The organism is Lawsonibacter asaccharolyticus (assembly GCF_022453915.1).
Classification (GTDB): Bacteria; Bacillota; Clostridia; order Oscillospirales; family Oscillospiraceae; genus Lawsonibacter; species Lawsonibacter asaccharolyticus.
Genome location: NZ_CP091870.1, coordinates 2,256,830 through 2,271,989 on the forward strand (window position 1 = coordinate 2,256,830; position 15,160 = coordinate 2,271,989).

At 65.2% G+C, this 15,160-nt stretch carries 13 protein-coding genes; 1 reads left to right on the forward strand and 12 read right to left on the reverse strand.

Annotated features, from left to right (window positions below; translation table 11 throughout):
• Window positions 1-14 precede the first annotated feature (14 nt).
• The 11 genes from hflX to L9O85_RS10850 all read right to left on the reverse strand — a co-directional run bounded on the left by hflX (window position 15) and on the right by L9O85_RS10850 (window position 12,830).
• Window positions 15-1,301 carry a GTPase HflX gene (gene hflX, locus L9O85_RS10800; protein WP_277102501.1) on the reverse strand — a complete coding sequence of 429 codons (1,287 nt, stop codon included), beginning with the start codon at window positions 1,299-1,301 and terminating at the stop codon, window positions 15-17.
• A gap of 59 nt (window positions 1,302-1,360) precedes the next feature.
• Window positions 1,361-1,858 (reverse strand): flavin reductase family protein, encoded by a 498-nt coding sequence (locus tag L9O85_RS10805; protein ID WP_108980767.1) that lies wholly within the window; start codon window positions 1,856-1,858, stop codon window positions 1,361-1,363.
• A gap of 134 nt (window positions 1,859-1,992) precedes the next feature.
• Window positions 1,993-2,196 (reverse strand): 50S ribosomal protein L31, encoded by a 204-nt coding sequence (gene rpmE / locus L9O85_RS10810; RefSeq protein ID WP_050623772.1) that lies wholly within the window; start codon window positions 2,194-2,196, stop codon window positions 1,993-1,995.
• A 133-nt stretch (window positions 2,197-2,329) separates the two neighbouring features.
• Window positions 2,330-5,899 (reverse strand): helicase-exonuclease AddAB subunit AddA, encoded by a 3,570-nt coding sequence (gene addA / locus L9O85_RS10815; protein WP_301578590.1) that lies wholly within the window; start codon window positions 5,897-5,899, stop codon window positions 2,330-2,332.
• Window positions 5,900-5,930: 31 nt separating this feature from the next.
• On the reverse strand, window positions 5,931-6,344 hold the full coding sequence (locus L9O85_RS10820; protein ID WP_050623769.1) for an EamA family transporter: 414 nt from the start codon (window positions 6,342-6,344) through the stop codon (window positions 5,931-5,933).
• A 35-nt stretch (window positions 6,345-6,379) separates the two neighbouring features.
• On the reverse strand, window positions 6,380-7,213 hold the full coding sequence (locus tag L9O85_RS10825) for a pyridoxamine kinase (protein WP_276852561.1): 834 nt from the start codon (window positions 7,211-7,213) through the stop codon (window positions 6,380-6,382).
• Between the two features lie 46 nt (window positions 7,214-7,259).
• The gene (locus L9O85_RS10830) at window positions 7,260-8,021 is read right to left on the reverse strand and encodes an MBL fold metallo-hydrolase (RefSeq protein ID WP_301578591.1); all 762 of its coding nucleotides are present in this window, start codon (window positions 8,019-8,021) and stop codon (window positions 7,260-7,262) included.
• Window positions 8,022-8,043: 22 nt separating this feature from the next.
• A complete protein-coding gene (locus L9O85_RS10835) occupies window positions 8,044-8,739 on the reverse strand; it encodes an alpha/beta fold hydrolase (RefSeq protein WP_050623766.1) in 696 nt (231 codons plus the stop codon).
• A gap of 13 nt (window positions 8,740-8,752) precedes the next feature.
• On the reverse strand, window positions 8,753-9,082 hold the full coding sequence (locus tag L9O85_RS10840) for a cytochrome c biogenesis protein (RefSeq protein ID WP_050623765.1): 330 nt from the start codon (window positions 9,080-9,082) through the stop codon (window positions 8,753-8,755).
• Between the two features lie 14 nt (window positions 9,083-9,096).
• Entirely contained in the window at window positions 9,097-12,432 is a 3,336-nt protein-coding gene (locus L9O85_RS10845) for a PD-(D/E)XK nuclease family protein (RefSeq protein WP_301578592.1), read from the reverse strand.
• Between the two features lie 122 nt (window positions 12,433-12,554).
• Window positions 12,555-12,830: a hypothetical protein gene (locus L9O85_RS10850; protein WP_050623763.1), complete on the reverse strand. Its 276-nt coding sequence runs from the start codon at window positions 12,828-12,830 to the stop codon at window positions 12,555-12,557.
• Window positions 12,831-13,061: 231 nt separating this feature from the next.
• On the opposite strand from L9O85_RS10850, the gene L9O85_RS10855 reads away from it, so the two are divergent.
• Window positions 13,062-13,571 (forward strand): helix-turn-helix domain-containing protein, encoded by a 510-nt coding sequence (locus L9O85_RS10855; RefSeq protein WP_301578593.1) that lies wholly within the window; start codon window positions 13,062-13,064, stop codon window positions 13,569-13,571.
• Window positions 13,572-13,666: 95 nt separating this feature from the next.
• Here the strand turns inward: L9O85_RS10855 and guaB are convergent, their stop codons facing one another.
• Entirely contained in the window at window positions 13,667-15,142 is a 1,476-nt protein-coding gene (gene guaB / locus L9O85_RS10860; RefSeq protein WP_050623761.1) for an IMP dehydrogenase, read from the reverse strand.
• Window positions 15,143-15,160: the final 18 nt, after the last annotated feature.

The window sequence follows — 15,160 nt, forward strand, 5'->3', positions numbered from 1 at the left end:
CTGAGATGGGGCTTTCAGTCTTCCCAGGGCTCCCGACGGGGCCTCCAGCCCTCCACCAGCGGGCCCAGCTGACCGATCACCTTGGGGGTGCAGACCGCCGCCACATCGATGGTCTCGCCGTACTCCACCGACTCCACCTTGGCCTGCTGGTAGAGCTTGTCCAGCAGCCCGCCCTGGTCGTAGGGCAGATGGATGATCACCCGGCGGGCGCCGTTGTCCAGCCGCCTGCCGATGGCGGCCAGCAGTTCGGGCACCCCCTCGCCGGTCCTGGCGGAGATGGAGACGATGTCCTCCCCGTGGGGCCGGATGTCCCCCAGATACCGGTCGCATTTGTTGAAAACATCCAGGCGGGGGGTCTGTTCGGCCCCCAGCTCCCGGATCAGGTCCTCCACCACCGCCGTCTGGTCCCGCCACTCCGGGTTGGAGGCATCGATCACATGGAGCAGCAGGTCGGCGTACTCCAGCTCCTCCAGGGTGGCCTTGAAGGCCTCCACCAGATGGTGGGGCAGCTTGCGGATAAAGCCCACCGTGTCGGAGATGAGCACCGTGCAGGTGTCGGAGATCTCCAGGGTGCGGGTGGTGGTGTCCAGGGTGTCGAACAGCCGGTCATTGGCCGGGATGGCCGCCCCGGTGAGCCGGTTGAGCAGGGTGGATTTGCCCGCATTGGTATAGCCCACAATGGCCACCACCGGCACCTCGTTCTTGATGCGCCGCTCCCGCTGGGTGGCCCGCACCCGGCGCACATCCTTCAGCTCCTCCTCCAGCTTGGAGATCTTGCGGCGGATGTGCCGCCGGTCGCTCTCCAGCTGGGTCTCGCCGGGGCCGCGGGTGCCGATGGCGCCCTCCTGCCGCTCCAGATGGGTCCACATGCCCATCAGGCGGGGGAGCAGATACTTATACTGGGCCAGCTCCACCTGGAGCCGGCCCTCCCGGGTGCGGGCCCGCTGGGCGAAGATGTCCAGGATCAGGGCGGAGCGGTCCAGCACCGACACCCCCAGGTCCTCTGACAAGACCCTCTGCTGGGAGGGAGACAGGCCGTTGTCAAAGATCACCATGTCCGCGTCCATGGCATGGGCCAGTTCCTTCACCTCAGCCACCTTGCCCTCCCCGATGAAGGTACGGGGGTCCGGGCTGTCCTTGGACTGGGTCACCACGCCCACGCACTCTCCCCCCGCTGTCTCCAGCAGGGCAGAGAGCTCCTCCATGGATGCCTCGTCGGCGTTCTCCTCCGGGGCCAGGGCGCGGGAGGACAGGCCCACCAGCACCGCCCTGTTTTTCTTTTCCGTGTTGTTTTCTGTCATAGATCCTCCAAAATGGGATTTTCCCCGTCTGTCAGGAGGCGGTCCGGGCGCTGAGGCCCTTATTTCCTCAGCGCCTCCACGACCTCTCCGATATACATGGTATGGTAGTCCTTCTCAGGATAAAATCTGTCCTTGGCATCCTGGGGGATGGCCTGGGGGTCCATCTCCTGGGCATAGCGCTTGCGGCAGACCAGCACCAGCTCCGCCTCCTCAAAATAGGGGGCCCCGCACTCGGCCTGGGCCACGGTGAAGCCGCACTCCTTCACCTTGTCCACCTCCCGGCCGCTCTTGCTGCCGCACAGGGTGAGGGCCTTGCGCTGCTCCTCCCCGAAAAAGGCCAGGGTGAAATACTCCTCCCGGTCCACGAACTCCTTGGTGTACCGCTGGGGCCGCAGGTAAATGGTGGCCGCCGGGGCACCCCACAGCACGCCCAGTCCGCCCCAGCTGGCGGTCATGGTGTTGCACCGCTCCGCCGTGCCGGCGGTGATGAGCATCCACCGGTCCCCGATGAGGGAAAATACGTTGTCCTGCAAGCTCTTCACGTCGATCTTCTTCATGATACAGCCTCCTAACTCATTTTTGATCTCATCTGTTAGTTTATGCCCCTCCCTGGGGCGAGGATACTCCGGGCCGACAGCAAAATACGACAAAAAGCCGCACCGATCCACGGTGCGGCTTTTGAGGCGCAATCTCACTTGTCCAGGCCGAACTTCTTGTTGAAGCGGCTGACACGACCACCGGTGTCCACCATCTTCTGCTTACCGGTGTAGAAGGGGTGACACTTGGAACACACTTCCACGCGGATATCCTTCTTGGTGGAGCCAGTCTCGATCACATTGCCGCAAGCGCACCGGATGGTGGTCTGCTGATAATCGGGATGGATGCCTGCTTTCATTGTATCTTCACCTCTTTCTCCATGGAGGGATCATCTGTAAACGCAACTGATATAATAGCATGGATCTCCCGCAAAAGCAACTATTTTTTCAAAAAATTATCCTGACTTTTTTCTCGGCCCTTTTGTCGCCCTTTCACAGAAGGATCAGCTCCCCCAGTTCGAAGAACCAGAGCGCCTTTCGGACCACCTGTTTTCCGGTGATCTCCTCCAGGGCCCGGCTGTACGCCTCCAGCTGAGGGCGGTACTCCTCTCCCCGGGCCGCCGCCCCGGACCGGGAGACCCGGTCGCTCTTGAAGTCCACCACCGTGATGCCCTCCAGAGTCTCGAACCAGGCGTCCACTACGCCCTGGAGCAGCACCTCCTCCCCCGGCTCCAGGCCGGGGCAGAACTCCTCCGCCGGCAGCAGCACGGAAAATTTGAATTCCCGGCGGCACACGGGGGCCGACGCCATCTCCCTGCCCAGGGGCGAGTTAAAGAACGCGGACAGCTGTCCCGGATCGGCCGCCGCCCCCTGCTGGGGGGTGAGGAAGCCGCCGGACACCAGGCGCTCCAGCTCCGCCGCTGCCCGCTCCGGGGTGTCCGTGTCCAGGGGGAGATACTGCATGGCCAGGTGCAGGGCTGTGCCCCGCTGGGCCGGGGTGAGTCCCCGCTCCTCCGCCACGAACTGGGGCCGCAGGATGGAGAGCGGCTGGGGCGGAAGGGCCGCCAGGGCGGCCTCCTCCCGGGTCTCCTGGTCCAGGCTCCGCCCCTTGAGCTGGGTGGCGGTGAGCTTGGAGGGGGTCTGGGAGGAAAGGGAGAACGGATAGTGCCAGGCCAGCGCCTCTCTCAGCCCCTCCGGTTCCGTCTCCGACTCTCCGGGCAGATCCGCGAAGCGGCCCCTCTGCTCCGGAATCTGGGCCAGTGCCGCCCCATCTACCCATCGAATATCCCAGGCGGGCCCCAGAGTCCCCGGGGACACCTCCGGCAGCCCCGCCATGCTCCGCAGGGCGGACGCCTCGGGCCGGGCCAGGGCGTGAAGCAGCACCCAGCCGCCCACGCTCTGCTGGTGCTCCAACGCCATGGGGGAGGGTGGAACAGACAGGTCCTCCCCCAGCTTTTCCAGCTCCTCCGCTCCCCGCCGCAGCGGGATGGAGAGGATCAGCTTCTCTTTGGCCCGGGTCATGGCCACATAGAGCAGACGCAGCTCCTCCGCCATCATCTCCCGCTCCAGCTTCCGGGCCACCGCCTTGCGGGCCAGGGTGGGATACTCCACCATCCGCTCCCGGTCCAGGCCCCGGGGGCCCACCCCCAGCACCGGATGGAAGAGGACAGGCCGCTGGAGGTCGTCCCGGTTCAGCCGCCGGGACAGGCCGCACAGCAGCACCACCGGTTTCTCCAACCCCTTGGAGCGGTGGATGGACATGATGGTCACACCGCCCCCCTCCCGGCCTGGGGCGGACAGGGACAGTCCCCCGGTCTGGCGCATCCGCTCCAGGCGCAGCAGGAACTGGAAGAGAGACCGGCACCCCGCCTCCTCCAGACGCCCCGCCAGGGCATAGAGGGTGAGCAGGCGACCCTGCCGCTCCTGCCCCCCGTCCATGGCCCCGAACAGGCCCAGCAGGTTGGTCCGTTCATAGATGTGCCAGATCAGCTGGCGGCAGGTGCGGTCCCCTGCCCCGAAGCGCAGCTCCTCCAGCTCCGTCAGGAAATCCCGGCACGCCTGGTCCCCCCGGCCGGCGGCCTGGACCACAGCGGAATAGAAGTCCCCCTCCCCCTCCGCCCGGAGCAGAGCCAGCTGATCTCCTGAAAAGCCGTACACCGGGGAACGCAGGGCCGCGATCAGCGCCACATCCTGGCGGGGATTGTCCACGATCTGGAGAAGGGACAGGGCCACATTGATCTCGGTGGAGGCAAAGAAGTCCTCCCCGCCCTCGGCGGACCAGGGCAGCCCCGCCTCGTTGAGGGCCCGGATATAGTGGTGGAGCACCGCCCCCGGGGAGCGCAGGAGAAGGAGCACGTCAGAGGGCTCCGCCCGCCGCTGCCCGCTCCCCTCCGTCAGCATCAGCTCCCCGTCCAGCAGCTCCCGGATACGGCGGGCCGCCCAGCGGGCCTCCAGCAGATTTTTGTCCGCCCGCTCCCCTTCCTCCTGGTCCCCCAGGAAGGACAGGTCCTCCAGGTCCAGCTCCACCCGCCAGTCTCCCTCCGGCGGGAAAGCGGCCCCCGGCGCCAGCGCCTGGTCCTGGGTGTAGTCCAGCTCCCCGAATTCAGTTGACATAATATTTCGAAAGAGGTCGTTGGTCCCCTCCAGGACCTCCGGCCGGGAACGGAAGTTGCGGGTGAGCACCACTGTCCGCTCCTCCCCCTCCGCCGCCTGGTCCCAAGGTTTGAAACGGCGGTACTTGTCCAGGAAGATGGTGGGGTCGGCCAGCCGGAAGCGGTAGATGGACTGCTTCACGTCTCCCACCATAAACAGCTTCCGCCCCCCATCGGACACGGCAGTGAAGATGGCGTTCTGCACCTGGTTGGTGTCCTGATACTCGTCCACCATCACCTCGGCGAACCGGCCGCTCCAGTACCGGGCCAGCGGGCCGGGCCCTCCGTCCCCGTCCTGGGTGAGCAGCCGCAGGGCCAGATGTTCCAGGTCGGAAAAGTCCAGTATGCCCCGGCGCGCCTTCTCCCGGGCGTAGTCCTCCTGAAAGCGGGCCGTCAGCTCCATCAGGCCCCGCACCGCGGGCCGGGCCAGGGCCAGATCGGCCAGCAGCTGCCCGCTGTCCCCGCCCAGGTCCTCAAAGAGCTTGTCCATCTGCTTCTTGCAGCGGGTGCGCAGTCCCTTCACCCGCTCCGCCGCCTCCAGGTCCTCCACGCCCTTTTTCCGCCCCGCCGCTGGGAACTCCACTGGCAGGGCCCGGTACACGCCGTCCCAGCTGTCCGCCGCCAGCAGGGCCCGCACCCCCTGGATGGACTGGGAGAGACTGGGGCCGTAATTCTGGCTGAGCACGCTGTCCCGGCCGGTGAGTTCCAGCGCCCGGAGCAGCAGCTCCAGGCAGCGCTCCCCCTGCCGCCTGGCGTCGGCCAGCAGCAGCGCCCCCCAGGGGGTGTCCCCCGCGTCGGTGACCCCATCCAGCTCCCACAGGCGGCTCTGGTCTGCCAGCCAGCCCGCCGGGTCCGGGTGGCTCTGGATGCGGCCGAACACGTCCAGCACGATCTGCTCCAGGCGGCTGTCGTCCCGCCCGGCGGCCATGGTGTCCACCAGGGCGGCAAAGTCCCCCTCCGAGTCCAGATCCTCGTACTGGCGGTCCAGGGTCTCCCCCAGCACCCGGGCCATCAGGACCGCGCCCTCCCCCTCGTCGCACAGCCGAAAGTCCGGGTCCAACCCGATCTGGTGGCCGCTCTCCCGCAGCAGAGCGGCACAGAAGGCGTGCACCGTGGAGATCTGGGCCTTGTAGACCAACGTGGTCTGCCGCCGCAGGTGCCGGTCGTTGGGCCGCTCCGCCAGCCGATCGGACAGCTCCTGAGCAATCCGGGCCCGCAGCTCTGCCGCAGCCGCCCGGGTATATGTAATGACCAAGAAGTCGTCGATATCCGCTCCCTCCCCGGTCACCTGGTCCAGCAGCCGCTCCACCAGCACCCGGGTCTTGCCCGAGCCGGCCGCAGCCGACACCAGCAGTCCGCCCCCCCGGTCATGGACTGCTCTGCTCTGTTCCTCTGTCAAGGCAAAGGCCATCTGCACGTCCTCCTCTCTCTGTCCGCTCCATTCACAGGATCAACACCAGCGTCCCTGCCGTGATGAGCAGGCCGCCTATAACGGTCTGGACGGTCACCGCCTCCCTCAGCACCACAAAGGCCAGCACCATGGAGATGACCACGCTGAACTTGTCGATGGGGATGACCCGGCTGGCCTGGCCGATCTGAAGGGCGTGGAAATAGCACAGCCAGGACAGGCCGGTGGCCAGGCCGGACAGGAGGAGGAACACCCAGCTCCGGGTGGAAATATCCCCGATCTCATGCTGCTTCCCTGTCAGGAACACAATAGCCCAGGCCATCACCAGCACCACCACGGTGCGGATGGCGGTGGCCAGGTTGGAGTTGATGCCCTCCATCCCCAGCTTGGCCAATATCCCGGTCAGCGCAGCGAACACCGCAGACAGGAGCGCAAAAACTGCCCACATATCCCTTTTCTTCCTTTCTTCCGCCCTCTGGAGGCTCAGAGATCCAATTCCTTCAAAAACCGCTCGATGCGGATACCCTTGTTCTTCTCCACCTCGTTGCGGTCCAGACAGACCAGGCGCTCCACCGTATCCATGGCCTTCCGGGCCGCCTGCTCCAGGCCGGTCCCGGCCAGCAGCTCTCCTATTAGGACGGCAGAGAACACGTCGCCAGTGCCGGGAAAGTGGACCTGGATGAAGTCGAAGGGCAGGGTGAAGTACCGCCCCTGCCGGTGACAGTAGCCCCACACCACGTGGCGGCCGGTCTCCGCCTCCAGCCCGCTGGTGATGACCACCGATCTGGGCCCGCAGGCCAGCAGGGCGTCCACCACCTCCCGGGCCTGATGCCGGTCGAGGGCCTCCGCCCCCCGGTACCGCTCTGTCAGGAACTCCGCCTCCGTCAAATTGGGGACGATCACGTCCGCCACCCCGATGAGGCGGCGCATGTTCTCCACCGTCTCCTCGGTGACGCCGTTATAGAGCTTCCCTTCATCCCCCATGATGGGGTCGGTCATCACCAACAGGTCCTCCTTCCTCTGGCTCTCGATGAAGGCGCGGATAATGTCCACCTGCTCCGCCGAGGCCAGAAAGCCCGTGGTGATGCAGTCAAAGGAGAAGCCCAGCTCCTTCCACACGGCAATGGACTTTTTCATATAGTCGGTGGTATCCAAGATGGTGAACTTCCCATAATCCAGGGTGTTGGACACCAAGGCGGTGGGGAGGTTGTAGATATTATGCCCCATGTGGGACAAAATCGGCAGCATGGCGGCCAAAGCGACCTTTCCATATCCCGGCATGTCGTTGATGATCAAAATATTTTTGTTCTGCTGCATGGTCCATTCCTTCTTTTTTCGTCGTTCTGCTTTTCCGGTTTTCCTGTCACAGCCGGACCGCCCATTCCCCGTAATCAAAGGTGCCGCCGCCGTGGCGGAGCTTTCCCTGCTCTTTCAGCCCGCGGAAAGCGTCCCGCACACGGCCCAGGAGCTCCGGCCCGATGTCCAGGGCGTGGTGGGCAGGGAGCAGGCGCTCCATCGGCAGGCAGGCGGTCCGCTCCAGGGAACTCAGGTATTCCTCCGGGTTGGTAGAGGGGTAGCAGGCGAACAGGGTGCCTCGATAGACTAGATCTCCGGAAAAAAGATAGCCCCGCTCCGCCTCCCAAAAACACATGTGGCCAGGAGAGTGGCCCGGCGTGTGGAGCACCTCCAAGGTCCGCCCGCCCAGCTCGATGCGGTCTCCGTCCCGCAGCACGCGGGCGGGATGCCCCTGGAACAGGGTGTACCGGCTCACATCAAAGTCTTCCGGCAGGCAACAGCGGTCCGCCACCATGGCCCGGACGGCCTCCACGGACAGCGGGAACCCGCCCGACAGCCAATTCAGCTCTGCCTCGTGGGCGTAAAACTCCGGAAAGTACCGGTGGCCCCCGATGTGGTCCCAGTGGATGTGGGTGGCTACCGCCGCCACCGGCCGATCCGTCAGACGGTCCACCGCCTGCCGGATGTCGCAGATCCCCAGCCCGGTATCGATGAGCAGGCTGCGCTCCCTTCCCCGCAGCAGGTAGCAGTGAGTCTCCTCCCAGTGGCGGTACTCACTGAGGATGTCCGTATCCTCATCGATCCGCTCCAGCGTGAACCAATCATCCATCTCTGTCTTTCCTTTCCAATTCCTACGGGATCTGTGCGCCGTCCAGCAGGAAATCCAGCACGAGGGGATTGAAGGTCTGCCAGTTCCGCCGAGCCACGAAGTGGTCCCCGGGCAGGATGGCCAGCCGGCTGTCCGGGATGGCGGCGGCGATGGCCCGGGTATGGCCCTCCCGGATCATGTCCCGCTCCCCTGCCACCACCAAGGCGGGCATAGGGAGCCGGGCAAGCGCCTCCGTGGGGATGTGGGGCTGGGTCACCATCAGGTCCAGCATCTCCCAATTCGCCCTGGCCTTCCGGCTGAACAGGGCTGGCACCCGGCACATTCCCCAGCCCAGCACGATGGGCAGCTGGGTGGTCAGCTTCACGCCGGAGGGGCACAGGTCCGCCCCATTGAGGATCAGCTTTTCCACATACTCCGGGTATTTCAGGGCGAACAGCAGAGCGATGTTGCCCCCGTCGGAGAAGCCTAGCAGGTGGCATCGGGTAATGCTCCTCCCGTCCAGGAACTCCTTCAGATCCTCCGCAAACTGCTCCAGGGTGAAGGGGGCAGTCCCTCTGGGGCTCTCCCCATGGCCCCGGGTGTCCACCGCGATGACCCGGAAGTGCTGGGAAAAGGGTCCCATCTGCCGCTTGAAATAGGTGTGGTCCTCCCCGTTGCCGTGGAGGAGCACCAGCGGGAATCCCTCCCCCGCCTCTACACAGCACAGCCTGATGTCCATCACAGTCCTCCTCTCACAGCCCTGTGCCCACCAGGGGCAGCACGTTGATCACGGGCTCCTCATAGGGGTGGGCCTCCTTCACTGCCGCCAGGGTCTCCCTCAGCCGCTCCCCCCGGCAGCACACCTCGATCTTCAGCTCCTGCTCCTGGGACAGCTCCCCAGGGATGCCCTCAAAGGGGTCCGCCCCCTCCAGGGGCCTCCAGCAGCTGTTCACCCGGCTCCAGCTCAGGCACCGGTCATACTCCCCGATATGCCCGGCGTCCACCGACCACAGGGCCTGACGGACAGCTGCGAAATAGTCCTCCGGCACAAAGATCTCCAGCTTATAAAAACGATGTTCCATCTGCTGCACCTCTCTCAGTCTGTCTCTCGTTCTACGTTCTCCCAGAACTCCTGGGCCTTGACCCCCGGCAGCCAGCGCCGGCAGTCCCCGCCTCTGCCCTCCTCAAAGTGGCAGGCGGCGGCGTAGTCGCAGAAACGGCAGGCGTTCTTCTCAGGCCCCCGCCAGAAGGGATCGGCAGCGATGTTGCCTGCCGCCAGTTCCCGGCAGATCTCCTCCAGGACTTTGCGGGTGTGCTTCTCCAGCCGCCCCAGCCGCTCGGCGCTCACCAGGGCCTCGCCGGTGATCTCCCCTGTGCTTTTGGACACCCGCAGGGGCAGGAAGCGGTAGCCCCCCGGCCCTGGCCGCTCCATAGCCTCCAGCACCACCCCATCGGAGAGGACCAATCCCCGGCGGACCAGCTCTTTGTCCACTGCCTTCTGCCGCTCCTCCTCGCTCATGGTCCGGCTGCCCCGGACCACCGCGTCCCGGGCAGGCAGGTAAAGCACCCCCGCCCCCTCTACCGGCAGTCCGTAGAACCCCTCTCCCCGCTCCTCCAGGGCGAAGAGGTACAGAAGCATCTGGAGGCCCAGGCCGTTCCACACCTCCGTCAGGTCAAAGCTTTTACGGCCGGTCTTGTAGTCCACCACCCGGAGGTGGAGCCGCCCGTTCTCCACCCAGCCGTCCACCCGGTCCACGAAGCCGGAGACGCTGATGGTAACCCCCTCCGCCGTCAGCTCCACCGGAGGCAGCTCCCCCCGGCTCCCAAAGCCCAGCTCAAAGGAAATGGGCCGGAATCGGGAGGCGCACAGCTCCTGGGCCACGTTGTCCACCACCGCCTGGACGGAGCGCAGCAGGCGGCGGAACAGATAGCGGAAGCGCTGGCTCTGGTGCTCCAACCCTCCCAGTTCCTCTGCCGTGTAGCGGTCCACCGCCGCCCGTACCGCCGCTCTCAGCCGCTTTTGCAGCTCCTCCCCCCAGCTCTCCTCCCCGATGGGGCAGCTCTGGAGCACATGCTCCAGCACATAGTGGACGAAGGTGCCGTACTCCGGCGCAGTGAATCCGGCAGGCTTCCGGGGCTCCGCCTGGAGGCCGTAGCGCATGAAGTAAGAGAAGTGGCAGGACTTGTACTTGTCCATCCGGGAGGCGGACATGGGTACCCGCTGTCCATACAGCCGGTCCACCGCCCCCCGGGTCAGCCTGCCCCGCTCCCAGCGTCCGGCCCGTTCCAGCCGCTCCACCTGGGGGGCGTACTCCGGCAGGGACCCCATCACCCGCCGGACTGCCGGGCTCCGCCCCGCCAGCTCCAAGGCGGGCAGGGGGGCCGCCATGCGGAAGGAGTCCCCCAGTCCCTCCTCCCGCACCTCTGCAAGGCCGGGGAAGAGCAGCTTCAGACACCCCACCAGGAAGCAGGACCGCCGCTCCTCCCCCCCCGCCCCCTGGGCGGGCCAGGTGAGAATCAGACGCCGGCTGGGCAGGGCGCAGATCTGATACAGGGTGGTCATCTCCCGGTAGAGGCGCTCCTCCGCACTCTGGTTCAGCTCCAGGCCGTAGGAGGCCAGCAGGGTGCGGTCGTCGTCGGAGAGCAGGCCGGGCTCCGCCCCCACCTGGGGGATGGAGCTGTCGTCCGCCCCCAGCAGGAAGAGCACCTTCACCCGGTGGCCGGTCTGCCGGGTGGTTTCCCCCGCTGTCACCCGGTCCAGGGAGACCGGGATAGTGCCCACGTCATACTGAGAGAGCACCAGCTGGAACAGACTGGAGAACTCCTCCAGCTCCATAGGCACCTCCCCGGTGAGGGCGGCACACTGCTCCAGCCCGCCGCACAGGATCTCCCAGAGCTGGCGGTACTCCTCGGCCAGCGCGGGCTCCCCCCGCCGGCGCAGTTCCTCCACCCGCTCTCCCAGCCGCCGTGGCAGGCCGATCTCCTCCAGAAAGCCGTAGAGAGCCATAGCCTGTCCCCGTCCTGTACGGGCCGAATTTTTCCGCAGCCTCTCCAGCGGGGCCGCCACCTGCCGCCGGGCCCGGTCCACCCGCTCCAACAGGGCCTGGTCCTCCTCCGTCATGGGGAAGCCATAGCCCCTGGGGTGCATGGTCCAGGGCTTCTCCTGCGTCCACCGGCTCCCCCGGATGTCCCACTTCAAGACATAGTTCTCCAGCAGATCCCGGTCCTCCTCCCCCAGGTCGGTGAGGCCGGTCTTGAGATAGCGGAACACGTCGTCATAGACATATCCCCCCGCCACCGTGTCCAGCGCCCCGGTCACCAGAGCCAGGATGGGCTTATCCAGGATCTCACTCATAGAGGAGGAGAACACCGGCACCCCGTACCGGGCGAACACCGACTCCACCAAATCCTGATAGGTCCTGTAGGACCGGGCTACCACCCCGATGTCCCGGAAGCGGAGCCCCTCCCGCCGCACCAGCTCCAGGATGCGGGCCGCAGTCCACTCCACCTCTCCCCGGGGCGTCCGGGCGGCAAAGAGCTCCACTGCCCCCTCCGGCTCCCGCTCCAGGCCGGGAGCGTGGGCGAACAGGGCCTTTTCCAGGAAGTCCAGATCCGCCGCCCGTCCTCCTCCCTCCGCCGCCAGGTGCTCCACCTGGCTGGGGACGCGGCGCTCCCGGGCCGCCCGCAGCAGCTGGGCGGCCGTTCGGCGGGCGGGGGAGAAGATGCCGGTCCCCCCCTCATCCTCCTCCAGATGGTCACAGGTGAGGGTGACCGTCACGGAATGGGCCTGCTCCAGCAGGCGGGAGAGCACCTCTATCTGCTGGGGAGTAAAGTCGGTGAAGCCGTCCAGCCACAGGTCCCTCCCCGCTGCCCAGGGGCAGTCCTTCAGCTTCTCCGCCGTCCGGGTCAGCCGGTCCCTGGGGTCCAGGGCCACCTGGGCAGTGAGGGCATCGTAAGCCCCGCAGATCAGGGACAGGTCCCGCAGCTTCTCTCCCTCCGGTCCCTCCGCCTCACAGCCCGCCCGCTCCAAGTCTGCCGGGGAGACCCGGCAGCTCTTCAGCTCGTCTACAGTGGCGATCAGGCTGCGGAGGAAAGAGGCCCGCCCCGCTGAGCGGGCGCACACGGTGAGCTGGGCCGCCACCGACTTCACTGCCCGGTGCATCAGCAGCAGGCGGCCGCCTGCGTCCAGCTCCGCTTCTCCCAGCCCTCCGGCCGCCAGAAAGACCCGGTTGGCCAGGCGGCTGAAGGAGAGCACCTCCGCATACAGGGATACTCCGTTCCCCCCCACCTTGCACAGCGCCCGCTCTGCCTCGTGGGAGTTCTGCTCCGGCACCAGCAGGACCTGGGGGCGCTCCGCCCCCGCCCCGCACATGCGGCGGTAGACGGCGGTAGTCTTCCCCGATCCCGCCCGGCCCAGTATCAGCTTCAGCACGGTCCTCGCCCCTCTCCAGCCTGTTTTTCAGCTATACGCATTGTAGCACAAAGCCCCCCGGAGAGAAAGTAATTTCTCTTCGGGGGCCCGCTTGTCCCTCCCGTCCGCCGGACAGCTGGGTCTCATTTCAGTCCCTTCCGCTCCAGCAGTTGGATCAGGCTGCTGTTGACCAGCTTTTGGGCCAGCAGTTCCCGGAACTGGACGGTCTTTTCCTTCCGCTGTCCTCTCAGCTCCTCCAGACGCCGGGAGATGGACTGCTGCTCCTCCTCCAGTCCACAGGCCAGGTCCTCAAAGGCCGCCAGCCGCTCCAGCGCCGCCTCCAGGCGCTCCGTGGGGCAGAGGACCCGCCCCCCTTCCCGCAGGGTGTACCGCTCCATATTCTTCTCCTCCTTATTCATGGACTTCCGCCCCTTCTTCTTTCTCCCAAGCGCAGGGAAATTTACATGTATATGAAACGCTCCAAAGCATCCAGAGATCGAACTCATTTTTTCTGCGTATGAACAGCGGCCAGCCTCAAATCATGGAACAAAAATGGCCATTTTCCTGAAATGTTAACATACGTTGCTTGCGGCAACGGGCCGCTCTCTATATAATTATGGCGGAGAACAGATGGAAGGAGACCATCCCAAATGCTCAACGAAAACATAAAAGCGATCCGAACATCAAAAGGACTTTCCCAGCAGGAGCTTGCTGTCAAGCTGAACGTGGTGCGGCAGACGATCTCAAAATGGGAACAAGGAATATCTGTCCCCGACTCTGACCTGCTGATCTCTCTGTCGGAAGCCCTTGAGACCCCCGTGAGCACCTTGCTGGGAGAAACTGTCATGGAGTCGGACGTTGATACCCTGAAAGCCATCTCCGCAAAACTGGAGGTGATAAACCTGCAGCTTGCGCAGAGAAAAACCACAAGGAGGCGTATCCTGCATTGGCTCCTCCTCTCATTGTGCGCGGTCACAGCGGCCATCTTCGCCTTCTTGTCGGCCCTGAACAGCCCTTACTTAGGCTGGGATTACAGCGATCCCGAGACCGCTGTAATCGGGGTGGCCCTTCACGGGTTGGAATGGCTGTTCGTCAGAGCGGCCCCCATCATCCTGATCGCCGCGATCGTCGGGATCTTCTTGACACGGAAAAAGGGATAGCTCCCCATTGGGTCAGACTCACTCTGCTCCGGGAGGACAGGGGGGATCATGGAAATGGAAAAGCCCGGGCCGCAGCTGCGGCCCGGGCTCTGCAATCAGTCGGGACTGATGGTATAGTTGGGAGCTTCCTTGGTGATATAGATGTCGTGGGGGTGGGACTCCCGCAGGCCGGCGGCAGTGATCTGCATGAACTGGGCGTTCTGCTGGAGCTCCGCGATGCTGTGGCAGCCGGTGTAGCCCATGCCGGCCCGCAGGCCGCCCATCAGCTGATAGATGGTGTCGCTGGTGGAGCCCTTATAGGGGACGCGCCCCTCCACGCCCTCGGGCACCAGCTTCTTGTTGGACTCCTGGAAGTAGCGGTCCTTGGAGCCGTGATTCATGGCGGCCAGGGAGCCCATGCCGCGGTAGGTCTTGAACTGGCGGCCCTGATAGATCTCGGTATCGCCGGGGGACTCCTCGCACCCCGCCAGCAGAGAGCCGATCATGACCACACTGCCGCCAGCGGCGATGGCCTTTACGATATCGCCAGAGAACTTCACGCCGCCGTCAGCAATAATGGGCACACCATACTGGGCGGCCACGCAGGCGGCGTCATAGATGGCGGTGATCTGAGGCACGCCGATGCCGGCCACCACGCGGGTGGTGCAGATGGAGCCGGGGCCGATGCCCACTTTCACACAGTCGGCGCCTGCCTCGATGAGAGCGCGGGTGCCCTCGGCGGTGGCCACGTTGCCAGCAATCAGCTGGACCTCCGGGTAGAGGGCCTTGATGCGCTTGACGGTCTCCAGCACGTTCTGGGTGTGCCCGTGGGCAGAGTCCAGGTTCAGCACATCCACGCCGGCCTCCACCAGAGCGGATACCCGGTCCAGCACGTCGGCGGTGGCGCCGATGGCGGCACCCACCAGCAGGCGGCCCTTCTCGTCACGGGCGGAGTTGGGGTACACCTCCGCCTTCTCGATGTCCTTGATGGTGATCAGGCCCTTGAGGCGGAAATCCTTGTCCACCAGGGGCAGCTTCTCGATTTTGTGGCGGCGCAGGATCTCCTTAGCCTCCTCCAAGGTGATGCCCTCGGGGGCGGTGACCAGGTTCTCCTTGGTCATCACGTTGTCGATGAGCTGGTTCATGTCGGTCTCGAACTTCATGTCCCGGTTGGTGATGATGCCGATCAGCTTTCCGTTGTCACAGATGGGCACGCCGGAGATGCGGTACTTGGCCATCAGCTCGTCGGCCTCCGCCAGGGTGTGGCCCGGAGCCAGCCAGAAGGGGTTGGTGATGACGCCGTTCTCGCTGCGCTTGACCATATCCACCTGCTCCGCCTGCTGGCTGATAGACATGTTCTTGTGGATGACGCCGATGCCGCCCTCCCGGGCGATGGCGATGGCCATGCGATACTCGGTGACGGTATCCATAGCGGAACTGATAAGCGGGATATTCAGCCGGATTTTCTTTGTCAGATTGGTGTGCAGATCCACATCAGCGGGCAGCACATCGCTGGCGGCGGGGATCAGCAGCACGTCGTCAAAGGTAAGCCCCTGCTTGACAAACTTCTGGGAAGCGTCCTGGTTGACCATAGTTCACAGCTCCTTTTC